Raw genomic sequence first — 25,016 nt, forward strand, 5'->3', positions numbered from 1 at the left:
TTTATCGGTCAGGTTTTAAATTAAGTGAGTTTATGGCAGGAGGCGAACAGAAAAGAGCGAAGCCGGTTAGCTATGGCGCATCACGCTACGATTTTTAAAAATGGTGAGTTAGCAGCCATTGCTGAAAAGGAGCCTGCCAGCAATGGCTGTTGTTGCGTTAGTCCTGATAAGCGTAAATGCCCGCCGCCAGTACCAGCTGCTCTGCGACTTCACGCGCTTTTTCTTTTCCCACCAGCAGATCGATAAGCTTGAGGGCGAAATCCATCGCCGTACCCGGCCCCTGGCTGGTAAGCAAATTCACACGCGGATCCCATACTACGCGTTTCTCAACCCATTTCTCTTCAGGGATTTTATCTTTCAGGCCAGGGAAGCCGGTCATATTGCCGACGGGAAACAGGTCGTGCGGCACCAGCACCGTACCCGCAGCGGCGCAGATGGCTGCAACGATGCGTCCGGAAAGGTGAAATTGCTGTACGGTTTCTACCAGCAGCGGGCTATCGCGAAAAGCCTCCGCACCTTTCAGGCCGCCCGGCAGAACGATGGCGTCAAAATGGCTATCTGCGACCTCTACCAGTCTGCTGTCTGCCAGCAGCCTGACGCCGCGTGAGCAGACGATCTGCCGCTCGCCATCGCCATTCACGCTGGCGGTGGTAACATTGATGCCCGCCCGCACCAGCAGATCGATTACCGTAACCGCTTCGATCTCTTCAGTGCCATGTGCCAGGCAGACCAGCGCCGATACGTTCGCGCTCATAATCTTGCTCCTTTCGCTTAATCAATTCATACAGCCGGCTGTTTTCCGGCGTGGCGATGCCCTGTGCCCGTGCCCGCTGCAACAGGTAACCGGTAATGTAATCTATTTCAGTACGCCGCTGCGCCCGAACATCCTGCAACATTGAAGATACGTTCAGGGCGGTGTTGGCTATCACCGAATGAACATAATCCTGTAGCTGCTGCGCGCTGGTGTGAACACCTTCTCTTTCCATTACCGCCGCCGCCTCTTCGCACAAAATGGCGATTTGCTCAGGCCAGGCGATTAGCTCTCCGTTCAGACAATCGTTGATCACGCTGAGCGGATTTATCACGCAGTTAACCGCCAGTTTTCTCCAGCAGGCAGCGGAAACATCGTTATGCCAGGCCACGTCCGGCAGCGCCTGATGCAGCGTTTCTGCCAGCTCACTCAGTGATTCGCTGCCGGGTGAGGCAGATCCAATATGGGTAATACCGCTGGCGACATGCACTATTACCGTATCGTCACGTTTTGCCGCATGGGTAGTAATACCGCGTAGCAGCGGCTGGGTCATTCCGCGAAGTTCTTCCAGCGTACCCATGCCGTTATGCAGCAGAAGAATGGGGCAATCAGGCGGCAGTAGCGTCTCGATATTTTTTATCGCGCCGGAAACCTGCCACGCCTTCAGCGTAACCAGTAACAGATCGCTGTTGCTGAGAAACAGCGGATCGTTGGCGATAAAGGTTTTATTGCTGGCAACGCCGTTCGTGCCGATAACATTGACCGAGCAGTAGGGCTGTGGCACACGTAACCAACCCTGAACCTCATGGCCCTGACGATCGAGTGCGGTCAGCCAGAGCTGACCCAGGGCACCGCAGCCGAGTACCGTAATTTTCATGCATCCTCCCGCAGGCGGAGTTTCAAGGCCTTAACGGCGAGTTAATCGATAATCACTGTGCGCACAGGCTGTTTTCTTTGCCCCACGCAAGCAGGTATTATGCATGTCACTTTAGCGTCTGGAGAAAAAATAATGCCATCTTTCGATATCGTTTCTGAAATCGACATGCAGGAAGTGCGAAACGCCGTTGAAAACGCCAACCGTGAACTCTCAACCCGCTTCGATTTTCGCAACGTCAGCGCCAGCATCGAGCTGAATGAAAAAGCGCAGACTATTAAAGTGACCACCGAATCTGATTTTCAGGTGAAGCAGCTGGTCGATATTCTACGCGAGAAGCTGCTGAAACGGGGAATTGAGGGTGCGGCGCTGGAAGTGCCGGATCAGATTGAGCACAGCGGCAAAAACTGGAGCCTCGATCTCAAGCTGAAGCAGGGCATTGAGAGCGATATGGCGAAGAAAATTGTTAAGCTGATTAAAGACAGCAAAATCAAAGTGCAGCCGCAGATTCAGGGCGAAGAAGTCCGTGTTAACGGTAAATCACGCGACGATCTGCAAAGCGCTATCGCGCTGGTGCGCGGTGGCAACCTGGGGCAGCCGTTCCAGTTTAAAAACTTCCGCGATTAAACAGTCCGTTTTACCTGCTGACAGTCGACACTGGACTTAAGGCGCAGGGAAGCCAGATCGAAGAGTAAAGCGTCCCGGGCCAGAGAAGGCGCGGGACGAGAGGTCAGGAATGACGTTTAGCGTCTTTACGATCGAACTGGCCTCCCTGTGCAGGTGCCGTTCAGTATTTAAGCGGTGTTTTACATGCTGGCGAGCAGCGCCTCCAGTTCAACCCGGCTGGTCACCTTGCTGTCAATTTTTACATAGGCGCTGCGCTCTTCCGGTACGATAAATACGGAAGAGACACCGGGCTGCGCTTTCAGCTTCTGCTCCAGCCGCGCATCCTTCAGCGCATGGTCATTTAAAACGATACGCAGACTACTTACATATGGCGGTTCCTGCATGGTGGTACTCAACAACAACCACAGCGTAGCCACTACCGCACCTAACAAAAACACCGTCTGGGCATCAAAATTCTGGAAAATCCAGCCGCCAAGACTGCCGCCAATCGCCACGCCGAGAAACTGGCTGGTGGAATAAATGCCCATCGCGGTACCTTTATATCCCGCTGGCGACTCTTTACTGATCAGGGAAGGCAGAATCGCCTCCATCAAATTAAACGCCAGGAAAAAGAGCTGCACGCCAACCACCAGCGTCCAGAAATGCCCACCGGCACCCCACAGCACAATTTCCGCAATCAGAATTAACGCCACGCAGCAGATAAACACCCGCTTCATCCGACGCTTTACTTCAGCATAAATAATAAAGGGTACGACGGCGACAAAGGCGATCAGCATTGTCACCAGATACACCTTCCAGTGCTGTCCGGCCGGAAAACCGGCCTGTTCAAACTGGCCCGGCAGGGCGACAAAGCTCGACATCAGCAACACATGCAGACAAAGAATACCGATATTCAGCTTCAGCAGACGCGGCTGTATCAGCACTTCACGTATGCTGCCTTTCACCATACCTGATTCGCGGTTCAGTACATGATGTGGCGCATTCGGCACCACCAACAGCGTAATCACAATGCCGAGGCTGGCGAGAATCGCAATCATCCAGAACAGCGCGTGCAGGCCGAGAGCGTGGGTAATTATCGGGCCCAGCACCATGGCGATAGCAAACGTAATGCCGAAGCTAATACCGATAAACGCCATTGCTTTAGTCCGATTCTGCTCGCGCGTCAGATCGGAAAGGAGTGCCATTACGGCGGCGGCGATAGCGCCGGAACCCTGCAAAGCGCGCCCAAGAATAACGCCCCAGATTGATACGGTACTGGCGGCAATAACGCTGCCGGCTACAAAAACCAGCAGCCCGCCGACGATCAGCGGCTTACGACCAATACGATCGGAAAGCAGGCCGAACGGGATCTGGAAAATAGCCTGCGCCAGGCCATAAATACCGATCGCCAGGCCAATCAACGCTTCATTGGCACCCTGCAACGCCATGCCGTAAGTGGTCAGTACGGGCAACACCATAAACATGCCCAGCATACGTAAAGAAAAAACGGTGCCTAAACCCCAGGTTGCTCGCAGTTCAACCGGTGTCATTTTATTATCGTTCATTACAACCTCAGTATTATTGCTGACAATATTTTAAGGAGTAGGGCAGGGCGGGTAAAACAGAAGTGTTTAAGCAGTCGTAACAAAAAGAAAGGGCGCAAAATGCGCCCTAAGTGATGTTGCTTGCGATCAGCGTACCCAGGTCAGCAGATCCTGAGAAGCCGGGGTCATAAAATCCACCGACATCATCACGCTCAGCGCGGTAATAGCGACAATGGAGAACACGAACAGCTTACGTGCCCAAACGCGATCGTTTGAGGTTTTGTAACCTGAAAGCGCCATTCCCAGCCACCACACGCTGACTGCCGCCGCAACCACCAGATATTTGTAGCCAGCGTAGCCGCCCAGCGACAGCATCAGCGTGGCAATCATAAACGCCAGAATATAGAGCGTAATATGGTTTTTTGCCACGGAGATGCCTTTCACTACCGGCAGAACCGGTATGTTCGCCGCCTGGTAATCTTTAAAGCGGAAGATGGCAATCGCATAGGAGTGCGGCATCTGCCACAGGCTAAAGATCGCCAGCAGGATCAGTGCGCCAGCATCAAACTCATTGGTTACCGCGCAGTAGCCAATTACCGGCGGCGCCGCGCCGGAAAGGCTACCAATCAGCGTACCGTAAACTGAGTTACGCTTCATATAGAGGCTGTAAATGCCGACGTATACCACGAAGCCCATCACCGCCAGCCACATGGCCAGCGGGTTCGCTCCGAAATACAGCAACGCAAAGCCAGCAATACCTAATACGGTTGCATAAACCAGGGTTACTTTCACAGAGATGAGGCCTTTAACCAGCACTCGATTCTTGGTTCTCTCCATTTTTCTGTCGATGTCGCGGTCGATAAAGTTGTTGTAAACACAACCTGATGCGACCACCAGCGAAACACCAACGAGGGCGGTGAGAAACAGGGTGTAATCAATGCTGCCTTTTGAAGCCAGCAGAAAACCCCCGATAACAGAAATTAAATTCCCGAAAATAATTCCTGGTTTTGTTACTTGCAGGTATTGCTTAATCATCACGAGCGACTCTTTAGTGGGACATCATCATGTTGTAGTTGAGGTTCCACATGATCCACAGCGAGCCAACGACGACTATCAGGATAATGATGGCGGAAAAGACAATCGCCACAAAGTTCCAGCCGCCTTCAGACTTGGTATCCAGATGCAGGAAGAAGACCAGGTGAACCAGCACCTGAACTACCGCGCACACCAGAACCACGCTGAGAATTGTGCCATGCGAAGCGCCGCCATCCATTACCATCCAGAACGGAATAGCCGTCAGGATGATAGAAAGGATGAAGCCGATCATATATGACTTCACGCTGCCGTGAGAGGCACCATGTTCGTTAACAGAATGACTCATTACATGGCCCCCATCAGATAGACAACGGTAAATACGCAGATCCATACCACGTCAAGGAAGTGCCAGAACAGGCTCAGACACATGATACGGGCGCGGTTGGTGTCGGTCAGACCGCGTTTCGCGATCTGGAACATCAGCACCAGCATCCAGATCAGGCCAGAAGTCACGTGCAGACCGTGGGTACCAACCAGCGTAAAGAAGCCGGACAGGAAGCCGCTGCGATCCGGGCCGAAGCCTTCCTCGATCAGGTGATGGAACTCATAGATCTCCATCGCGATAAAACCCAGACCGAACAGGAAGGTCAGCGCCAGCCAGCGGTTTACCGCGCCTTTGCTGCCGTTGTTCATGCCGATCACGGCCATACCGTAAGTGATGGAGCTCAGCAGCAGCAGGGCGGTTTCGACCAGCACGAACGGCAGTTCGAAAATGTCTTTACCCGCCGGGCCACCCGCCGTGTTGTTAACCATAACTGCATAGGTCGCAAACAGGGTTGCGAAGATAATGCAGTCGCTCATCAGGTAGATCCAGAAACCAAAAACCTTATTGGCTCCCGCATCGTGATGCCCATGCTCCGCATGGGCGTCGTGTTGTTTAGACAGTGTTTGTGCCATTATTTCAGACCTGCTTTGCTGATATCTTTGAAGTGCTGATTCTCGATTGCTTCGATCTCTTTGACCGGAACATAGTAATCAACGTCTTCGTCGAAGCTCTTAATGATCCAGCTCGCAATCATCGCGATAAAGGAGAGACCCATCAGCCACCAGATATGCCAGATGGCAGCGAAACCAAAGACCGTCGCGAACAGGGCGATAATCAGACCTGCGCCGCTGTTTTTCGGCATGTGAATCTCTTCGTAATGAGCAGGCTGTTTGTACGCATCGCCTTTTTCTTTCATTTCCCAGAAGGCATCACGCTCATTGATGTGCGGTACCACTGCGAAGTTATAGAACGGCGGCGGAGAGGAAGTTGACCACTCCAGCGTACGGCCACCCCACGGGTCACCGGTCAGATCGCGGTTCAGATGACGGTCACGTACGGAGACCCAGAACATGATCAGCTGGCAGAGAATACCCAGGGCGATCAGGCCGACACCGACGGCAGCGACAACCAGTAACGGATGGAACTGCGGATCGATATCCTGGCTCAGACGACGCGTCATCCCCATGAAGCCCAGCGCGTACAGCGGCATAAAGGCAACGAAGAAGCCGATAATCCAGAACCAGAAGGCGCGTTTACCCCAGGTTTCGTTCAGGGTGAAGCCAAATGCTTTCGGGAACCAGTAGGTCACGCCAGCCATACAGCCGAACACCACGCCACCGATAATCACGTTATGGAAGTGCGCGATCAGGAACAGGCTGTTGTGCAGCACGAAGTCTGCGCCCGGTACCGCCAGCAGCACGCCGGTCATCCCACCCACCGAGAAGGTAACCAGGAAGCCTACGGTCCACAGCATGGCAGAGTGCATCTGAATGCGGCCCTGATACATGGTGAACAGCCAGTTAAAGATCTTCACGCCGGTCGGAATGGCGATAATCATCGTCATGATGCCGAAGAAGGCGTTAACGTTCGCTCCTGCGCCCATCGTAAAGAAGTGGTGCAGCCAAACGATAAAGGACAGAACGGTAATGACTACGGTCGCCCACACCAGCGAGGTGTAGCCGAACAGGCGTTTTTTCGAGAAAGTGGCAACCACTTCTGAGAACACACCGAATACCGGCAGAACCAGAATGTAAACTTCCGGATGGCCCCATACCCAGATCAGGTTGACATACATCATCATGTTGCCACCCATATCATTGGTAAAGAAATGGAAGCCCAGATAACGGTCAAGGGTCAGCAGCGCCAGGGTAACGGTCAGTACCGGGAACGCAGCGATAATCAGCACGTTCGTACAGAGCGAAGCCCAGGTGAATACCGGCATTTTGAACATGGTCATGCCCGGCGCACGCATTTTCAGGATAGTAACGAAGAAGTTAATACCCGTTAATGTCGTACCGATACCGGACAGCTGTAGACTCCAGATCCAGTAATCTACCCCGACGCCCGGACTGTACTCTGCGCCTGACAGCGGCGGATAAGCCAGCCAACCGGTCTGAGCAAACTCACCCACAGCCAGAGACAGGTTAACCAGGATCACGCCAACGGCGGTGAACCAGAAGCTCAGGTTGTTAAGGAAAGGGAATGCCACGTCGCGCGCGCCGATCTGCAAAGGAACAGCGATGTTCATCAGGCCAACAACGAACGGCATCGCCACGAAGAAGATCATAATAACGCCGTGGGCGGTAAAGATCTGATCGTAGTGGTGAGGCGGCAGGAAGCCCGCTTCCCCGGCAGAAGCCAGCATCTGCTGACCACGCATCATGATGGCGTCGGCAAAGCCACGTATTAACATGACGAATGCCAGGATCACATACATGATACCCAGTTTTTTGTGGTCGACTGAGGTCAGCCACTCCGTCCACAAGTATTTCCACTTACCGAAGTAAGTTAAGGCAGCGACAAGGGCCAGGCCACCAATAATGATGGCGGCCACCGTGACCATGATAATCGGTTCATGATACGGCACTGCATCCAGTGTTAATTTTCCGAACATCGTATTATTCCTCGGCTCCCGCGTGAGAGGCTTCACTCATGTCCATGCCTTCATGACCTGACATGTCCATCTCTCCGTGGCTCATCTTGAATTTTTCAATGATCTGCTTGAACAACTCAGGATTTGCGCTGGAGAAGTACTCAACCGGATGATTCTCGCTTGGCGCAGCCAGCTTCTCGAACTCATCCATGGTGGTTAAGGTATTCGGTGCCTGCTTGACTTTCGCTACCCACTGCTCAAATCCTGCCTGATCGGGGGTAGCAATCGCCTGGAACTTCATTCCTGAGAAACCACGGCCGCTAAAGTTGGACGAGATACCCTTAAAGGTTCCCGGCTCGTTGGCGATCAGGTGCAGTTTGGTCTGCATCCCTGCCATAGCGTAGATCTGGCTGCCAAGGGTCGGAATGAAGAAGGAGTTCATGACGGAGTTAGAAGTGATCCTGAAATTCACCGGCGTGCCTTTCGGGAACGCAATTTCATTCACCGTGGCGATACCCTGTTCCGGATAGATGAACAACCATTTCCAGTCCAGCGCAACCACTTCGATCTCAACCGGCTTCACATCAGAAGCGAGCGGTTTGCCCGGTTCCAGCGCGTGGGTTGATTTCCAGGTTAACACGCCCAGGAAGAGAATGATCAGGATCGGAACGGTCCAAACCACCGCTTCCACTTTATTAGAGTGGGACCAGTTAGGGCTGTATTTTGCATTTGTGTTAGAAGCACGATATTTCCATGCAAACACCACTGCCATCAGAATTGCGGGTATTACGACGATCAACATCAAGCCAAAGGCTGTCAGTATCAGCGAGCGTTGCTCCATTGCAATCTGTCCTTTGGGATTTAACAACGCACTATCACAGCCACTTAACAATAAAGTGCCTGCAGTTAATGACAAAATCCCCAAAATTTTATTGTATTTCCTGAGTCTCATTTAACGACCTCAATGACAAGGGCTCTATTGTCGTTTAAGTGTGGCGGCATTTTACGGGAAGGTTTATGCAGTGTAAACCAGCTTAAGAACGTGTCAGAACTGTGTTGACACCTTTTGCTAAGGGTGTCACATCTGTTACATAAAGTGACAGAATATGAATGATGACAGGCAGTTGGGTTAATATAACGAAAAAAGATGGCTCCGCCCGCCTATAGGAAGGGATGAATCTAAACAACGTAATCGAGCCTCAATAGTTTAACAAATTCGCATCATTTAAGTGATAATTATTAAACATGAATAATTACGCACCGTTTTTTAATATTAGTCGGCAGTTGTTAAAATGGCGGGATAAATTTTTGTGGGAAAAGTCGGACAATATTATTTACAGCTGGCGCTTATTTTTCTGGGCCAGCTGTATTGTCGTTAAAGCCGATGCTTTTATTTTGCGAGGGATGTTTTACGCTGCGCCAGATAGTCGAGTAGCGTACCGGTAAATATTCCGGTCAGGGCCAGTAAACAACCTGCATTGAATAAAACCAGAGGTGATATTGGTGATGTCAGCAGATTGCCTGCTTCCAGCGCCAGCAGCAGCAGCCAGAGTGCCAGCAGCACGCAGCCACCGGTCAGCAGGCGCAACGCCCAGCGATAGGCCGCTGGCCAGTAGCGACGAATGGTAAACTGCTCGCTTTGTTGGGCCTGCAACAGGCTGTTTTTACTGGCGACCAGCAGCAGCAGGCCCGGCAGGGCAGCGGCGACGGAAAAAGCATAGAAAGTTGGCCAACCCCATAGCTCAACCAGCCACCCCGCAGCCGGGCCGACATAGACGCGGCCTACTGCCGAAAGCGCTGAAAGCAGTGCAAACTGGGTAGCGGAGAAAGAGCGGTTGCAAAGGCTCATCAGCAGTGCCACAAAAGCCGCGGTGCCCATGCCGCCGCACAGGTTTTCGACGAATACCGCGCTGGCCATACTCCACAGATGCGGGGAGGTGACCGACAGCAGCCAGTAGGCCAGATTAGAAAGCGCCTGCAACATACCGAACAACATTAACGCCCGGAACAGGCTGAGGCGCTGCATCAGAATGCCGCCATATAGCGCACCGATAATGGTAGCCAGCAGGCCGAGGGATTTGTTTACCAGCCCAACATCGCCCGCAGAGAAACCAACGCCGCGGATCAGGAAAGTGGTGGTCAGGCTGGCGGCAAAGGCATCACCCAGCTTGTAAAGCACAATCAGGGAGAGCATCAGCCAGGCATTATCGCGATTGAAGAAATCGCGCAGCGGCGCAATAACCGCCTCTTCCAGGGTATGCGGGCGAACAATTGCGCCGTCAGGCTCGCGCGCCAGCAGCGTAGCGATCGCACCAGGCACCATCATTAACGCCATTAACCAGTAAGTTGTTTGCCAGCCGAGGTAGCGATCCGCCAGCCAGAGCGCCAGCCCGCCGGAAACCAGCATTGCCAGACGATAGCCTAAGACGGTAATCGCTGCACCGTTGCCGCGCTCTTCCGGCGGCAGCACGTCGGTTTTCCAGGCGTCAAATACAATATCCTGCGAGGCGGAGCAGAAGGCGATCAGTACCGCTAACGCCGCCAGCAGCGTCAGATGCCGCGCCGGTTCCATAAAGCCCATCAGGGCGATACCGCCGATCAGCAGCAGCTGCGAGATAAGAAGCCAGCCACGACGCCGCCCTAAAAATGGCGGCGTATAGCGATCCATCAGCGGCGACCAGAGGAACTTAAAAACATAGGCCTGTCCAACCAGCGAGAAAAAGCCGATGGTTTTAAGATCCACGCCCTCTACGGTCATCCACGCCTGTAGCGTGCCAGAGGTGAGCGCCAGAGGAAGCCCGGAAGCGAAGCCCAGCAGCAGCAGCACCGCGGCGTTGCGCTGGGTGAAAATACGTAACAGTTGGTTAGCCACAACGATCTTTCCCTGCAGAGCGGCCCGGCGATCCTGCCAGGCCGTAATAAAACATTAACGTGCGTTTTGTTTGATAAAATCGTTGACGCTGGTGTCCTGAGCCATATCGCTGATGACGTCGCTCAGCGTTGAGTTGACGGCTTTAGTGATTTTTTCGTTGGTGGCGTTGAACGCGCCTTCGACGCTATAGGTTTGACGGTAGTTCTTCACCTGCTTATTGCCGTTTTTCGCGTTGGCAATAATTGAGATATCCGCTTTGGTCGTAATGCTGTAGCGCAGGTTACCCTGGGTGACATCGGCGTAGAGATTGTTTACCACGATTTGCAGATCTACCGCGCCGTTAGGGCCGACCATATAACCGCGAGCGGTCATCTGTTTTTCCAGCACTTCCTGTAGCAGGAAACGCAGGTCGCGGCTGGGCGTCAGGGTAACCAGCTGGCTGTCGCGATTGACTTTCGCCAGCGCCTGATCGGCGCGCTGGTCAGCACCGTTAATGCTTACGGTCACGCCCATCAGGCTGGGGTCCTGCTGGGGCAGCTGAATGACAGGCTGTACATCAAGCGTATTGCTGTTATTGGCACAGCCAGCCAGAATAAAGGCAGCCAGCAGCGGGAGAAGGAGTCGTTTTAGCATGCTTATTTTCTCGTATGTCTGAATGATATTGCTGACAAAACAGCACTCATCATATCATTGCCTTTCCATGAAAAAAGCCCGGCGGCGCGTAAATTCATCATCCTGCATGTTTTTTCTCCAGTGCAGGCCCTGCTATTACATCGCATCCGTTACGCATTCCTGGCTGCCAGCGAAACAACCGGGACAGTTTTTTTCGCCTCGCCAGAGGAAAAGGGTGAAAACCGACTAATATTTAAAGGGATGGGGCGTAGCTCTCTGCCGTAGAGGAGTGTAAGTCATGATTCGCGAACAAATAGAAGAAAAGTTAAGAACGGCGTTTCAACCGGCTCATCTGGAAGTTCATGATGAGAGTTATCGTCATAATGTACCGGCTGGCTCGGAAAGCCATTTTAAAGTGGTCATCGTTAGCGACAGCTTTGCCAATCAGCGTTTTCTGATGCGACATCGTGCTATTTACAGCACGCTCAGCGATGAGCTGGCAGGCGGCGTGCATGCGCTGGCGCTACACACCTATACGTTAAAAGAGTGGGAGGGGCTACAGGATACCGTGCTGGCTTCGCCTAACTGTCGCGGGGCCGGTATGCTGGCCTGATTTAGCGTGATGTTTTCCCTGAACGGCCCACGGGCCGTTTTCTTTTGTCTGAATTTTGCGCGCTTCGCCCGCCCTTTTTTATTATTTTTCGCTTATTTTCCGCCAAACTGCGAAGCCGTGAGCGGTTTGCGTTCTCGACGCGGTAAAACGATGCCGCTATAATGCGGCGTCTATTTTTCCGGAATTGCTTCGGGACGCTTCTGGTAACAGGGAATTGGGTTCTTCATCAGAGGCCGTCCCGGTTGTTGGGTAGCGAGGGTTACGGTAATCCGCGCTGTCTGAAGTTGACCGAGCTCGTGATTTTTTGAGGTAACAAGATGCAAGTTTCAGTAGAAACCACTCAGGGCCTGGGCCGTCGCGTTACGATTACTGTCGCAGCTGACAGCATCGAGAGCGCAGTGAAAAAAGAGCTGGTCGAGGTAGCGAAGAAAGTCCGTATCGACGGTTTCCGTAAGGGTAAAGTACCGATGAGCGTGGTCGCGCAGCGTTACGGCGCTTCCGTTCGTCAGGATGTGCTGGGCGATCTGATGCAGCGCAACTTTGTTGAGGCCATCATCAAAGAAAAGATCAATCCGGCTGGCGCGCCGAACTACGTACCGGGTCAGTACAAGCAAGGGGAAGATTTCACTTACTCCGTTGAGTTTGAAGTCTATCCGGAAGTTGAGCTGAAAGGTCTGGAATCAATCGAAGTAGAAAAACCGATTGTTGAAGTGACTGACGAAGACGTGGACACCATGCTGGAAACCCTGCGTAAGCAGCAGGCGACCTGGTCAGAAAAAGAGGGTGAAGCGGCGGCTGAAGATCGCGTTACCATCGATTTCACCGGTTCCGTAGACGGCGAAGAATTCGAAGGCGGTAAAGCGTCTGATTTCGTACTGGCAATGGGCCAGGGCCGCATGATCCCAGGCTTTGAAGAAGGCGTTGTTGGCCACAAAGCGGGTGACGAATTCACCGTTGACGTGAAATTCCCGGAAGATTACCACGCTGAAAACCTGAAAGGTAAAGATGCGAAGTTCGCTATCGTACTGAAAAAAGTTGAAGAGCGTGAACTGCCGGAGCTGACCGAAGAATTTATCAAACGTTTCGGCGTTGAAGATGGTTCTGTAGCCGGTCTGCGCGCAGAAGTGCGTAAAAACATGGAACGCGAGCTGAAAGGCGCGGTGCGTAACCGTGTTAAAACTCAGGCAATTGACGGCCTGATCAAAGCGAATGAAATCGACGTGCCTTCCGCGCTGATCGATGGCGAAATCGACGTGCTGCGTCGTCAGGCTGCACAGCGCTTTGGCGGTAACGAAAAACAGGCGCTGGAACTGCCGCGCGAACTGTTTGAAGAGCAGGCGAAACGTCGCGTAATGGTTGGCCTGCTGCTGGGCGAAGTGATTCGTGCCAACGAGCTGAAAGCTGATGAAGATCGCGTAAAAGCGCTGATTGAAGAAATGGCGTCTGCCTACGAAGATCCGCAGGAAGTGATCGAGTTCTACAGCAAAAATAATGAGCTGATGAACAACATGCGTAATGTGGCTCTGGAAGAGCAGGCGGTTGAAGCGGTTCTGGAAAAAGCAAATGTGACTGAAAAAGCCACTAAATTCCAGGAACTGATGAATCAGACCACGATGGCCTGATTTTCGCTGCTTTAATAGCCGAAAGCCCGCTGCCGCAAGGTGCGCGGGCTTTTTGTTTATCTGCCTTAAAAATCTGCTTTTGTGCGCCTTATTGGCTAATTAAGCGTCAGGTTATTCGGTATGATGGTAATCCGGTTTAGCGATTGAAGAAAACGTTGTTATGCTTGAAACAGCGGGGCAGCGCCCCCAGATAGTTTCTCGTGTAGTTTGAGAAATGTAAGGCTGGCTGATTGACCGTCCGGATAGCGTCGGAGAGTGGCTGCGTGAAGCGTGGTTTTCATGTGCTCACTTGAGTAGAATCGGTACAGAGTGTTGCCAATGAAATTTATCCAGGAGACGGTAATGTCATACAATGGCGAACGTGGATTTTCCGCGCCTCACATGGCGCTGGTGCCTATGGTGGTCGAACAAACCTCGCGCGGCGAGCGTTCTTACGACATTTTTTCCCGCCTGTTAAAAGAGCGCGTCATTTTCCTTACCGGTCAGGTTGAAGATCAGATGGCGAACCTGATCGTAGCCCAGATGCTGTTTCTGGAAGCGGAAAACCCGGAAAAAGATATCTACCTCTATATTAACTCGCCGGGCGGTGTGATTACCGCAGGCATGTCTATTTATGACACCATGCAGTTTATCAAGCCGGACGTCAGCACCATCTGTATGGGACAGGCCTGCTCAATGGGTTCCTTCCTGCTAACCGCTGGTGCAAAAGGCAAGCGTTTCTGCCTGCCGCACGCGCGCGTCATGATTCATCAGCCGCTGGGCGGTTTCCAGGGGCAGGCTTCTGATATTGAGATCCATGCGCGTGAAATCGTGAAGACTAAACAGCTGATGAATGAGCTGATGGCGAAACATACGGGTCAGAGCATAGAAACTATTGAACGTGATACGCAACGCGATCGTTTCCTTTCCGCCAGCGAGGCCGTTGAGTACGGTCTGGTTGACTCTGTGCTTACCCAGCGTACCTGATTAAATACGATATTGTACCAGTCTGCCTGTATCATGTCGGAAACGACAAGGGACAGACAGCCCACTTCCGCGTTGCGGAAAGGGTGTGCAATAAATAGGGGGTAATTGAATGACAGATAAGCGCAAAGATGGTTCAGGGAAGCTGCTGTACTGCTCTTTCTGCGGCAAAAGCCAGCATGAAGTGCGTAAGTTGATCGCCGGACCGTCGGTGTATATCTGCGACGAATGTGTGGATTTGTGCAACGACATCATTCGCGAAGAGATTAAAGAAGTTACGCCGCACCGCGAGCGCAGCGCATTGCCGACGCCGCACGAAATCCGCCATCATCTTGATGATTATGTTATCGGTCAGGAGCGGGCGAAGAAGGTGCTGGCGGTGGCGGTTTATAACCACTACAAGCGCCTGCGCAACGGCGACAGCAGCAACGGCATCGAGCTGGGCAAAAGTAACATTCTGCTGATTGGCCCCACCGGCAGCGGTAAAACGCTGCTGGCGGAGACGCTGGCGCGGCTGCTGGACGTGCCGTTCACCATGGCGGACGCGACGACGCTGACCGAAGCGGGCTACGTGGGCGAAGACGTCGAGAACATTATCCAGAAGCTGCTGCAGAAGTGTGACTATGACGTGCAGAAGGCGCAGCGCGGCATCGTCTACATCGATGAAATCGACAAGATATCGCGCAAGTCGGACAACCCGTCGATAACGCGCGACGTGTCCGGCGAGGGCGTGCAGCAGGCGCTGCTGAAGCTGATAGAGGGCACGGTGGCGGCGGTGCCGCCGCAGGGCGGGCGCAAGCATCCGCAGCAGGAGTTCCTGCAGGTGGATACGTCGAAAATCCTGTTTATCTGCGGCGGTGCGTTTGCCGGCCTGGACAAGGTGATTTCCCAGCGCGTGGAAACCGGCTCGGGCATCGGCTTTGGTGCGACGGTGAAAGGCAAGTCGCAGAAGGCAACCGAAGGGCAGCTGCTGGAGCAGGTGGAGCCGGAAGACCTGATTAAGTTCGGCCTGATACCGGAGTTTATCGGGCGTCTGCCGGTGGTGGCGACGCTGAACGAGCTGAGCGAGGAAGCGCTGATCCAGATCCTGCGCGAGCCGAAGAACGCGCTGACCAAGCAGTATCAGGCGCTGTTCGGACTGGAAGGGGTGGAGCTGGAGTTCCGTGACGAGGCGCTGACGGCGATAGCGCGCAAGGCGATGTCGCGCAAGACCGGAGCGCGCGGCCTGCGCTCGATAGTTGAGGCGGCGCTGCTGGACACCATGTATGACCTGCCGTCGATGGACGACGTGGAGAAGGTGGTGATAGACGAGTCGGTGATCGGGGGCGAGAGCAAACCGATGCTGATCTACGGACAGCACGAGGCGCAACAGGCCTCCGGCGAATAAATCGTTATCTTGCGAAATGGGCCTGCGGGCCCATTTTTTTGACCCTATTATCGGCCCTGAAGTTTTTATAGCGGCGGTCAGCGGATAGCAAAAAAATAGCCCCTGTGTTTCCCTTCAGTTGCGTTAGCTGGCTGAAGTCATGCGCAGGGGCCTTTTCTTTACAGGTAGTGCAGCAGCCGTCAGGCTTTCAGTTCGTCCCAGTGGGTAATCACATGGCTGGCGATGCCATATTCGATCGCCTGTTCCGGGCTCATCCAGTAGTTGCTGTCGGTATCTTTCTCTACCCGTTCCAGCGGCTGACCGGTCGCTTTGCTGATCAATCTGTTGATGCGATCGCGCGCGCGCAGCAGTTCGTTAGCTTCGATTTCGATATCAGAAACTTTACCGCGTACGCCGCCCAGCGGCTGGTGAATCATGAAGCGCGTATTAGGCAGCGCGTAACGATCTTCTTTTTCCGCGGCCAGATAGATAGTAATGCCCGCGCTGGCTACCCAGCCAGTGCCTACAACGATGACGCGCGGCTTGATAAATTTAATCATGTCGTGAATCGTATCGCCCGCTTCGACATGGCCGCCCTGAGAGTTAATGAACAGCTTGATCGGCTCGTCGTTCATCTCCTGCAAAATCAGCAGTTGAGCCATCACTTTTTCCGCGAGAGCCTGATTGATTTCGCCTGAAATAATGATAGAGCGAGACTCCAGCAGTTTGTTCATCGCTAATGCTGAGGTCTTTTCTTCCTGACCGCTTTCTTTATTCGGCTCTTGAGGCATCGTTAACACTCCATCTGTGCATTTTCGTAAGTGCAGAAAGTCTAGCATAATCCTTTCAGACGCTGAATCAACTAAGCGCGTAAGCATCTGGCAGAATGTGCGCACGGCAGGTTGAATGAACAGAATACGGGTAAACGCAACGTGAGCACAGGCTGCTTTTGCTCACGTTGCCTGGGGAAAGTACCGCTATAGTAAAAGCTAAATGAAGAGAGAGAATCAGCCTGAAAAGCGCTGTGAAACAAGGCATGAGGTTAGCTGATGACAGATAAGCGCAAAGAGAGTTCAGGGAAGCTGCTGTACTGCTCTTTCTGCGGCAAAAGCCAGCATGAAGTGCGTAAGCTGATCGCCGGACCGTCGGTGTATATCTGCGACGAATGTGTGGATTTGTGCAACGACATCATTCGCGAAGAGATTAAAGAAGTTACGCCGCACCGCGAGCGCAGCGCATTGCCGACGCCGCACGAAATCCGCCATCATCTTGATGATTATGTTATCGGTCAGGAGCGGGCGAAGAAGGTGCTGGCGGTGGCGGTTTATAACCACTACAAGCGCCTGCGCAACGGCGACAGCAGCAACGGCATCGAGCTGGGCAAAAGTAACATTCTGCTGATTGGCCCCACCGGCAGCGGTAAAACGCTGCTGGCGGAGACGCTGGCGCGGCTGCTGGACGTGCCGTTCACCATGGCGGACGCGACGACGCTGACCGAAGCGGGCTACGTGGGCGAAGACGTCGAGAACATTATCCAGAAGCTGCTGCAGAAGTGTGACTATGACGTGCAGAAGGCGCAGCGCGGCATCGTCTACATCGATGAAATCGACAAGATATCGCGCAAGTCGGACAACCCGTCGATAACGCGCGACGTGTCCGGCGAGGGCGTGCAGCAGGCGCTGCTGAAGCTGATAGAGGGCACGGTGGCGGCGGTGCCGCCGCAGGGCGGGCGCAAGCATCCGCAGCAGGAGTTCCTGCAGGTGGATACGTCGAAAATCCTGTTTATCTGCGGCGGTGCGTTTGCCGGCCTGGACAAGGTGATTTCCCAGCGCGTGGAAACCGGCTCGGGCATCGGCTTCGGCGCGACGGTGAAAGGCAAGTCGCAGAAGGCAACCGAAGGGCAGCTGCTGGAGCAGGTGGAGCCGGAAGACCTGATTAAGTTCGGCCTGATACCGGAGTTTATCGGGCGTCTGCCGGTGGTGGCGACGCTGAACGAGCTGAGCGAGGAAGCGCTGATCCAGATCCTGCGCGAGCCGAAGAACGCGCTGACCAAGCAGTATCAGGCGCTGTTCGGACTGGAAGGGGTGGAGCTGGAGTTCCGCGACGAGGCGCTGACGGCGATAGCGCGCAAGGCGATGTCGCGCAAGACCGGAGCGCGCGGCCTGCGCTCGATAGTCGAGGCGGCGCTGCTGGACACCATGTATGACCTGCCGTCGATGGATGACGTGGAGAAGGTGGTGATAGACGAGTCGGTGATCGGGGGCGAGAGCAAGCCGATGCTGATCTACGGACAGCACGAGGCGCAACAGGCATCTGGCGAATAATTCGTCAATGTTGCCAGCGGGTTAGTCAGCTAAAGGGGGAATTTCTTCCCCTTTTGTTTTTCTCACCTGACTGACATTGAATGTCTGATAAACATCCCCATATACTCAAATACCTGTGGGTTGCCTGGTACATAGCCTGCACTATGCGGTACCCATCACCTGGCGGACATTAAACTAAGAGAGAGCTCTATGAATCCTGAGCGTTCTGAACGCATTGAAATCCCTGTGTTGCCGTTGCGCGACGTAGTGGTTTATCCGCACATGGTAATTCCGTTGTTTGTTGGTCGGGAAAAATCGATTCGGTGCCTCGAAGCCGCAATGGATCATGATAAAAAGATCATGCTGGTCGCACAGAAAGAGGCTTCAACGGATGAACCTGGCATTAACGATCTCTTCTCTGTAGGGACCGTTTCCTCTATTTTGCAGATGCTGAAGCTGCCGGACGGCACGGTAAAAGTGCTGGTTGAAGGCTTACAGCGTGCACGAATTACCCAGCTGGCCGATAATGGCGAGCATTTTAGCGCGCAGGCGGAATACCTCGTCTCGCCTGAGATTGAAGAGCGCGAGCAGGAAGTGCTGGTGCGTACGGCCATCAACCAGTTTGAAGGCTACATTAAGCTCAACAAAAAAATTCCTCCTGAGGTACTGACTTCGCTGAACAGTATCGACGACGCTGCGCGCCTCGCCGATACCGTGGCGGCGCATATGCCGCTTAAGCTGGCGGATAAACAGTCCGTGCTGGAGATGTCCGACGTTAACGAACGTCTGGAATATCTGATGGCGATGATGGAATCGGAAATCGACCTGTTACAGGTTGAGAAACGTATCCGTAACCGCGTCAAAAAACAGATGGAGAAAAGCCAGCGCGAGTACTATCTGAATGAGCAGATGAAGGCTATTCAGAAAGAGCTGGGCGAAATGGATGACGCTCCGGACGAATACGAAGCGCTGAAACGCAAAATCGAAGCGTCAAAAATGCCGAAAGAGGCGCGTGAAAAAGCGGAAGCTGAACTGCAGAAGCTGAAAATGATGTCGCCCATGTCGGCAGAAGCGACGGTGGTGCGCGGCTATATCGAGTGGATGGTTCAGGTTCCGTGGAATGAGCGCAGCAAGGTGAAAAAAGACCTGCGTAAAGCTCAGGAAACGCTGGATCGCGACCACTACGGCCTGGAGCGCGTAAAAGACCGTATTCTTGAATATCTGGCGGTACAGAGTCGGGTTAATAAAATCAAAGGGCCGATCCTCTGCCTGGTAGGACCGCCGGGGGTAGGTAAAACCTCGCTGGGTCAGTCTATTGCCAAAGCGACCGGACGCAAGTATGTGCGTATGGCGCTGGGTGGCGTGCGTGATGAAGCGGAAATCCGTGGTCACCGCCGTACCTATATCGGCTCGATGCCGGGCAAACTGATCCAGAAAATGGCGAAAGTGGGCGTGAAAAACCCGCTGTTCCTGCTGGATGAGATCGACAAAATGTCTTCGGACATGCGTGGCGATCCTGCTTCTGCGCTGCTTGAGGTGCTGGATCCGGAACAGAACGTAGCGTTTAACGATCACTATCTGGAAGTGGATTACGATCTCTCCGATGTGATGTTCGTTGCCACCTCTAACTCGATGAATATCCCGGCACCGCTGTTGGATCGTATGGAAGTGATTCGTCTCTCTGGCTATACCGAAGATGAAAAGCTGAACATCGCGAAGCAGCATTTGCTGCCGAAGCAAATCGAACGTAATGCGCTGAAAGAGAGCGAAATTTCGGTAGATGACAGCGCTATCGTTGGCATCATTCGCTACTACACCCGTGAAGCGGGCGTGCGTAGCCTTGAACGTGAACTGTCGAAACTGTGCCGTAAGGCGGTAAAAGCGCTGCTGCTGGATAAAAATCTCAAACGCATCGACATCAATGGCGATAACCTGAAGGATTTCCTTGGCGTACAGCGCTTTGACTATGGGCGTGCCGACAGCGAAAACCGTGTTGGTCAGGTTACTGGCCTGGCGTGGACGGAAGTGGGCGGCGATCTGCTGACCATCGAAACCGCCTGCGTGCCGGGTAAAGGTAAGCTGACCTATACCGGCTCGCTGGGTGAAGTGATGCAGGAATCTATCCAGGCGGCGCTGACCGTGGTGCGTGCGCGCGCTGAAAAACTGGGTATCAACGGCGACTTCTACGAAAAACGTGATATCCATGTACACGTACCGGAAGGGGCAACGCCGAAGGATGGTCCCAGCGCCGGTATCGCTATGTGTACCGCACTGGTTTCCTGCCTCACCGGTAACCCGGTTCGCGCTGATGTGGCGATGACCGGCGAGATTACGCTGCGTGGTCAGGTATTGCCAATTGGCGGTCTGAAGGAAAAACTGCTGGCGGCTCATCGCGGCGGCATCAAAACGGTACTTATTCCTGAAGAAAACAAACGCGATTTGGAAGAGATTCCGGAAAACGTACTGGCGGATCTGGATGTCCATCCGGTTAAGCGCATTGAAGACGTGCTGACATTAGCGCTGCAAAACGCGCCTTATGGCATGCAGGTCGCTACGGCAAAATAGTATCTGGCGCTAAAATTAGCGAAAAAGCGGAGCTGGCGAGTCAAATCTGACTTGCCAGCTTTTTTTTGTGCCGCTAAGTTAAGGGGCTGTTGAAGCCGCAACCCAGAGAATTCCCGTTGTTTCGGCTCAACAACCTTGATATAACTGGCTGCGCATCTCGGCTGGCTGGACGCTCGTCGCGATAGTGAATAATAAAAGAGGGGATGAATAGAGTGAATAAGTCACAATTGATCGACAAGATTGCCGCAGACGCTGATATTTCTAAAGCGGCAGCAGGACGTGTTTTAGATGCTTTTATTAGCTCAGTTTCTGATTCATTGAAATCAGGCGATGAAGTAGCACTGGTTGGTTTTGGTACTTTCTCAGTACGTGAGCGTTCTGAGCGTACAGGCCGTAACCCACAGACAGGTAAAGAAATTACCATCCCGGCAAGCAAAGTACCGGGTTTCCGTGCCGGTAAAGCGCTGAAAGACGCAGTAAACTAATTTACTGCTGACTCCATTGCAGCATTTTCTACGGTGGAGTGAGGACTGCCAATGCGTTCTCATGTAACATACAGGCACATCAGGCAATTGATGTGCCTTTTTTTATCCTGCCGCGAGACAAATAGTGGTGGCGGGTGTCAGAAAGCATGGCTGGGAAGCTGCCGGCCTGAAACGCAGCAACGCGCATGCCTGCAGGGATGGGGTGCCAGCGTGAGGTTTACATTCATACTACAGCGGAGTGTTGTCATACCATGATGGACAATTTACGCGCGGCGTCGAACCATGTCGTGCTCAAGATTCTTCTCGGATTAATTATCCTGTCATTTGTGTTGACCGGTGTTGGCGGTTATCTGACCGGCGGCGGCGGTGACTACGCAGCAAAAGTAAACGGTCAGGAAATTAGCCGTGCTCAGCTGGATAACGCCTTTAATAACGAGCGCAATCGTCAGCAGCAGTTACTGGGCGATCGCTTCTCTCAGCTGGCTGGCAATGAAGGCTATATGCAGCAGATGCGCCAGCAGGCGCTGGCACAGCTGATTGATGAACTGTTGCTCGATCAGTATGCAAAAAAACTTAAACTGGCAATCGGCGACGATCAGATCAAGCAGGCAATCTTCAACCAGCCTGCTTTCCAGACCGATGGCAAATTTGATAACGCCAAATACCTCGCCCTTATTAACAACATGGGTTTCTCCGCCGACCGCTATGCGGAAGCGCTGCGCAAACAGCTGACAACCCAGCAGCTGATTTCCGCTGTCGCTAACACTGACTTTACCCTGAGTGGCGAAACGGATGCGCTGGCCGCACTGGTTTCCCAGGAGCGTGTGGTGCGTCAGGCCTCGCTGGATGTGAACGCCCTGGCGGCGAAACAGCAGGTCAGTGATGAAGAAATTAAAAACTATTATGCTCAGCGTAAAAGCAGCTTCCTGGCACCAGAGCAGTTCCGCGTAAGCTATATCAAGCTGGACGCGGCCAGTCTGCAACAGGAAGCCAGCGAAGCGGATATTCAGAGCTGGTACGAGCAGCATCAGGCTGAGTATGTCCAGCCGCAGCGCAATCGCTACAGCGTCATTCAGGTGAAAAGTGAAGCAGATGCCAAAGCAATTATTGAACAGCTGAAGCAGGGCGCGGATTTTGCGACGCTGGCAAAAGAAAAATCAGTCGATCCGATCTCTGCGCGTAAGGGCGGTGATATGGGCTGGCTGGAACCGGCAACTACGCCAGATGAGCTAAAAGACGCTAACCTGACCAGCAAAGGTCAGCTTTCTGACGTGGTTAAATCCTCTGTGGGCTTTCTGGTTATTCGTCTTGACGATATTCAGCCTGAGAAAGTCAAACCGCTGTCTGAAGTGCATGCGGCTATTGCTGATAAAGTGAAGCAGGAAAAAGCGCTGGATGCTTACTACAAACTGCAGCAAAAAGTCAGCGATGCGGCCAGCAACGATAACGAATCTCTGGCCAGTGCCGAGCAGGCAGCCGGTGTGAAGGCGGTAGAAACCGCATGGTTCAGCCGTGATAATATCCCTGAAGTGCTGAACTTCAAACCGGTTGAAGAGGCGATCTTTAACGGTAGCCTGCTGGGAGAAAACGGCACGCCGGGCAGCAACTCCAATATCATTACCGTTGATGGCGATCGTGCTTTTATTCTGCGTATCAGTGAGCATAAGCCGGAAGCGGTCAAAGCGCTGGATGAAGTAAAAACGCAGATTGCCGATACGCTGAAACGCAATAAAGCGGAGCAGCAGGCTAAAGCGCAGGCGGAAAAAATCCTGGCTGACCTGAAAGCGGGCAAACAGGATGCGCTGAAGGCCGCTGGCCTGGCGTTTGGCGAAGCAAAAACGCTGACGCGCGGCGATCGTGATGCCATTGTGCAGGCGGTATTCGAACTGCCTCAGCCGCAGGCGGGTAAACCGGTATACGGCACCAGCGAAGATATGCAGGGAAATATAGTGCTGCTGGCGCTGGATGAAGTTAAAGCGGGAAGCCTGCCGGAAGCGCAGAAACAGGCGATGGCGCAGGGCATCGCACAAAATAATGCGCAGATTGCGTTTGATGCGCTGCTGAATAATTTACGCAAAGAAGCGAAAATTAAGTACGGCGCTGCGGTACAGCAGTCCCGATAAGTCCCGCAAGAAAAATGCAACACGCTGCAAAACTGAAGGCCGCTTTCGCGGCCTTTTCCACATTTGCACACAGCCTTTTGTATTAAAAAAAATCAGCCATTACTGTTTCTCCTGCTGTTACATACAAGGAGAAATCAGCATGAAAAAACCTTATCTGGCTGCACTCTGTTTATCCCTTTCCCTGGGCTCAGGCTGCTGGTCATTGCCGGTTCTGGCAACCCCAACGACGGAAGCGGCTATCAGCAGCGCTGCACTTGATGATAGCACCAGACAAGCAGCCACGGACGCGATGGTTAGTATCAATAACGCTTCGGCACAGGAACTGGCTGCCGTAATGAACGGCGTAGGCATTAAGAAAGCGGAAGCTATTGTCAGCTACCGTGAGCAGTTTGGCCCGTTTACCGAGTTGGAACAGTTAAAAGAGGTGCCCGGTATCGGCAGTGCGCTGGTGGAGCGCAATCTGGCCCGGCTTAAATTGTGATCCTGTTCCCAACGCCAGTGACCGCCGCTTCGAGCGCATCGTTCGGCTGCTAATCTCTGAGAGGTCATACCAGATGGTGTGATCTCTTCCTACTATAAGGTTCAGAGCTATGCAGACCCTGATTAAAGTTCGTGGTTATCATTTGGATGTTTATCAACATGTGAACAATGCGCGCTATCTGGAGTTTTTGGAAGAAGCGCGCTGGGCGTGGCTGGAAAAACGAGAAGCCTTTCACTGGCTGATGGAAAACCAGCTGGCCTTCGTTGTGGTTAATATCAATATTAATTACCGCCGTCCGGCACGGTTAGGTGACGAGCTCGTTATTACCAGTCGTTTGCTACAGCTGAATAGTAAAAGCGGCGTGATAGCTCAGGAAATTACGCTGGCAAGCCAACCTGAGACCCTTGTGGTCGATGCGACACTGACCTTTGTCTGTATCGATCTGGAGACGCAAAAAGCGTTGCCGTTAGAAGGCGATCTGCGAGCACGTCTGGAAACGCTGTCAGGCTAAAAGTCCAGAAAATAAATTTGCGTAGTAAAGAAGCGAGCAGCCGGGAACGAAGATGGCCCGGCTGATTAATACCTTAGCGCAGGCCGGTTTTTTGCTTCATGCTTTGCATTACTGCGGCAGCATCGTCCTGATAATTTTTCAGGCCGTTAGCGCGTAAGTGGCAGGCGGCACATTCGCCGCAGCCGTCACCCTGAATGCCGTTATAACAGGTCAGCGTTTGCTGACGTATCAGCGGTAGCTGCTGCCAGTAATCGGCCAGTGCCCAGGTTTCTGCTTTATTGAGCCACATTAGCGGCGTTTCAAAACGTACCGGGCGATCCATACCCAGCTCCACGGCATGGTTCAGCGCTTTTACGAACTCATCACGGCAGTCGGGATAGCCCGAAAAATCGGTTTCGCAGACGCCGGTAATCACCGCCTCGGCTTCAACCTGATAGGCGTATACAGCCGCCAGCGTCAGAAAAAGGATATTGCGCCCCGGCACGAACGTACTGGGCAGGCCGCTGGCTTCCGGATCGAATGAGGGGACAGGAATATTGTCGCGTGTCAGGCTACTGATTGCCAGTTCGTTAAGCAGGGTTACGTCGAGCACCTTGTGGGCGCGAGCGCCAAGCTGAACGGCCAGCTTACGAGCCACATCGATCTCCTGGCGATGGCGTTGCCCATAGTCAAAAGTGACACAGTGCACTTCGTCATACTGCGCCAGTGCCTGAATCAAACAGGTTGTGGAGTCCTGTCCGCCGCTGAAAACTACTACTGCTCGTTTCATTTA

General features: G+C 53.2%; 23 protein-coding genes. 11 read left to right on the plus strand and 12 right to left on the minus strand.

The window, feature by feature from the left end; translation table 11 throughout:
- Positions 1-157 precede the first annotated feature (157 nt).
- Both yajL and panE read right to left on the minus strand, forming a co-directional pair.
- On the minus strand, positions 158-754 hold the full coding sequence (yajL, locus tag C7M51_RS01960) for a protein deglycase YajL (protein ID WP_160620025.1): 597 nt from the start codon (positions 752-754) through the stop codon (positions 158-160).
- Positions 708-1,628, minus strand: a complete 921-nt coding sequence (gene panE, locus C7M51_RS01965) for a 2-dehydropantoate 2-reductase (RefSeq protein WP_160620027.1) — start codon at positions 1,626-1,628, stop codon at positions 708-710. Before panE ends, yajL begins: the two co-directional genes overlap by 47 nt.
- A 132-nt stretch (positions 1,629-1,760) precedes the next feature.
- On the opposite strand from panE, the gene C7M51_RS01970 reads away from it, so the two are divergent.
- Positions 1,761-2,252 carry a YajQ family cyclic di-GMP-binding protein gene (locus C7M51_RS01970; protein WP_141176765.1) on the plus strand — a complete coding sequence of 164 codons (492 nt, stop codon included), beginning with the start codon at positions 1,761-1,763 and terminating at the stop codon, positions 2,250-2,252.
- Between the two features lie 179 nt (positions 2,253-2,431).
- Here the strand turns inward: C7M51_RS01970 and C7M51_RS01975 are convergent, their stop codons facing one another.
- From C7M51_RS01975 to C7M51_RS02010, 8 genes are all read right to left on the minus strand, one after another.
- Positions 2,432-3,796 (minus strand): MFS transporter, encoded by a 1,365-nt coding sequence (locus C7M51_RS01975; RefSeq protein ID WP_160620029.1) that lies wholly within the window; start codon positions 3,794-3,796, stop codon positions 2,432-2,434.
- Between the two features lie 126 nt (positions 3,797-3,922).
- A complete protein-coding gene (gene cyoE, locus C7M51_RS01980) occupies positions 3,923-4,810 on the minus strand; it encodes a heme o synthase (protein WP_160623538.1) in 888 nt (295 codons plus the stop codon).
- A gap of 13 nt (positions 4,811-4,823) precedes the next feature.
- Positions 4,824-5,156 carry a cytochrome o ubiquinol oxidase subunit IV gene (locus tag C7M51_RS01985; protein WP_085067719.1) on the minus strand — a complete coding sequence of 111 codons (333 nt, stop codon included), beginning with the start codon at positions 5,154-5,156 and terminating at the stop codon, positions 4,824-4,826.
- On the minus strand, positions 5,156-5,767 hold the full coding sequence (locus C7M51_RS01990) for a cytochrome o ubiquinol oxidase subunit III (RefSeq protein WP_425280992.1): 612 nt from the start codon (positions 5,765-5,767) through the stop codon (positions 5,156-5,158). Before C7M51_RS01990 ends, C7M51_RS01985 begins: the two co-directional genes overlap by 1 nt.
- Complete coding sequence (gene cyoB / locus C7M51_RS01995) at positions 5,767-7,749, minus strand: cytochrome o ubiquinol oxidase subunit I (protein ID WP_160620031.1); 1,983 nt, start codon at positions 7,747-7,749, stop codon at positions 5,767-5,769. Before cyoB ends, C7M51_RS01990 begins: the two co-directional genes overlap by 1 nt.
- 4 nt (positions 7,750-7,753) lie before the next feature.
- Positions 7,754-8,680, minus strand: a complete 927-nt coding sequence (gene cyoA / locus C7M51_RS02000; protein ID WP_160620033.1) for a cytochrome o ubiquinol oxidase subunit II — start codon at positions 8,678-8,680, stop codon at positions 7,754-7,756.
- A gap of 438 nt (positions 8,681-9,118) precedes the next feature.
- Positions 9,119-10,600: a muropeptide MFS transporter AmpG gene (gene ampG, locus C7M51_RS02005; protein WP_160620035.1), complete on the minus strand. Its 1,482-nt coding sequence runs from the start codon at positions 10,598-10,600 to the stop codon at positions 9,119-9,121.
- Positions 10,601-10,654: 54 nt separating this feature from the next.
- Complete coding sequence (locus C7M51_RS02010) at positions 10,655-11,233, minus strand: lipoprotein (RefSeq protein ID WP_160620037.1); 579 nt, start codon at positions 11,231-11,233, stop codon at positions 10,655-10,657.
- Positions 11,234-11,510: 277 nt separating this feature from the next.
- On the opposite strand from C7M51_RS02010, the gene bolA reads away from it, so the two are divergent.
- The 4 genes from bolA to clpX (C7M51_RS02030) all read left to right on the plus strand — a co-directional run bounded on the left by bolA (position 11,511) and on the right by clpX (C7M51_RS02030) (position 15,797).
- Positions 11,511-11,825: a transcriptional regulator BolA gene (gene bolA, locus C7M51_RS02015; RefSeq protein ID WP_160620039.1), complete on the plus strand. Its 315-nt coding sequence runs from the start codon at positions 11,511-11,513 to the stop codon at positions 11,823-11,825.
- A gap of 317 nt (positions 11,826-12,142) precedes the next feature.
- Complete coding sequence (tig, locus tag C7M51_RS02020; RefSeq protein WP_160620041.1) at positions 12,143-13,447, plus strand: trigger factor; 1,305 nt, start codon at positions 12,143-12,145, stop codon at positions 13,445-13,447.
- A 342-nt stretch (positions 13,448-13,789) separates the two neighbouring features.
- Positions 13,790-14,413 (plus strand): ATP-dependent Clp endopeptidase proteolytic subunit ClpP, encoded by a 624-nt coding sequence (gene clpP, locus C7M51_RS02025; protein ID WP_160620043.1) that lies wholly within the window; start codon positions 13,790-13,792, stop codon positions 14,411-14,413.
- 109 nt (positions 14,414-14,522) lie between these two features.
- Positions 14,523-15,797: an ATP-dependent protease ATP-binding subunit ClpX gene (gene clpX, locus C7M51_RS02030; protein ID WP_160620045.1), complete on the plus strand. Its 1,275-nt coding sequence runs from the start codon at positions 14,523-14,525 to the stop codon at positions 15,795-15,797.
- A gap of 179 nt (positions 15,798-15,976) precedes the next feature.
- Here the strand turns inward: clpX (C7M51_RS02030) and C7M51_RS02035 are convergent, their stop codons facing one another.
- Positions 15,977-16,567, minus strand: coding sequence for an ATP-dependent Clp protease proteolytic subunit (locus C7M51_RS02035; protein WP_160620047.1), 591 nt, complete (start codon positions 16,565-16,567; stop codon positions 15,977-15,979).
- Between the two features lie 258 nt (positions 16,568-16,825).
- On the opposite strand from C7M51_RS02035, the gene clpX (C7M51_RS02040) reads away from it, so the two are divergent.
- The 6 genes from clpX (C7M51_RS02040) to C7M51_RS02065 all read left to right on the plus strand — a co-directional run bounded on the left by clpX (C7M51_RS02040) (position 16,826) and on the right by C7M51_RS02065 (position 24,244).
- Complete coding sequence (clpX, locus tag C7M51_RS02040) at positions 16,826-18,100, plus strand: ATP-dependent protease ATP-binding subunit ClpX (protein WP_160620049.1); 1,275 nt, start codon at positions 16,826-16,828, stop codon at positions 18,098-18,100.
- 189 nt (positions 18,101-18,289) lie between these two features.
- A complete protein-coding gene (gene lon / locus C7M51_RS02045) occupies positions 18,290-20,644 on the plus strand; it encodes an endopeptidase La (RefSeq protein ID WP_160620051.1) in 2,355 nt (784 codons plus the stop codon).
- Between the two features lie 212 nt (positions 20,645-20,856).
- Positions 20,857-21,129: a nucleoid-associated protein HU-beta gene (gene hupB, locus C7M51_RS02050; protein ID WP_141177094.1), complete on the plus strand. Its 273-nt coding sequence runs from the start codon at positions 20,857-20,859 to the stop codon at positions 21,127-21,129.
- A 251-nt stretch (positions 21,130-21,380) separates the two neighbouring features.
- Positions 21,381-23,252: a peptidylprolyl isomerase gene (ppiD, locus tag C7M51_RS02055; RefSeq protein ID WP_160620053.1), complete on the plus strand. Its 1,872-nt coding sequence runs from the start codon at positions 21,381-21,383 to the stop codon at positions 23,250-23,252.
- 139 nt (positions 23,253-23,391) lie between these two features.
- Positions 23,392-23,733 (plus strand): helix-hairpin-helix domain-containing protein, encoded by a 342-nt coding sequence (locus C7M51_RS02060; protein ID WP_160620057.1) that lies wholly within the window; start codon positions 23,392-23,394, stop codon positions 23,731-23,733.
- 109 nt (positions 23,734-23,842) lie between these two features.
- Positions 23,843-24,244: a YbgC/FadM family acyl-CoA thioesterase gene (locus tag C7M51_RS02065; protein WP_160620059.1), complete on the plus strand. Its 402-nt coding sequence runs from the start codon at positions 23,843-23,845 to the stop codon at positions 24,242-24,244.
- A gap of 73 nt (positions 24,245-24,317) precedes the next feature.
- On the opposite strand, the gene queC is transcribed toward C7M51_RS02065, so the two are convergent.
- On the minus strand, positions 24,318-25,013 hold the full coding sequence (gene queC, locus C7M51_RS02070; protein WP_160620061.1) for a 7-cyano-7-deazaguanine synthase QueC: 696 nt from the start codon (positions 25,011-25,013) through the stop codon (positions 24,318-24,320).
- Between the last annotated feature and the right edge of the window lie 3 nt (positions 25,014-25,016).

It is taken from the genome of Mixta intestinalis (genome assembly GCF_009914055.1).
GTDB classification, from domain to species: Bacteria; Pseudomonadota; Gammaproteobacteria; order Enterobacterales; family Enterobacteriaceae; genus Mixta; species Mixta intestinalis.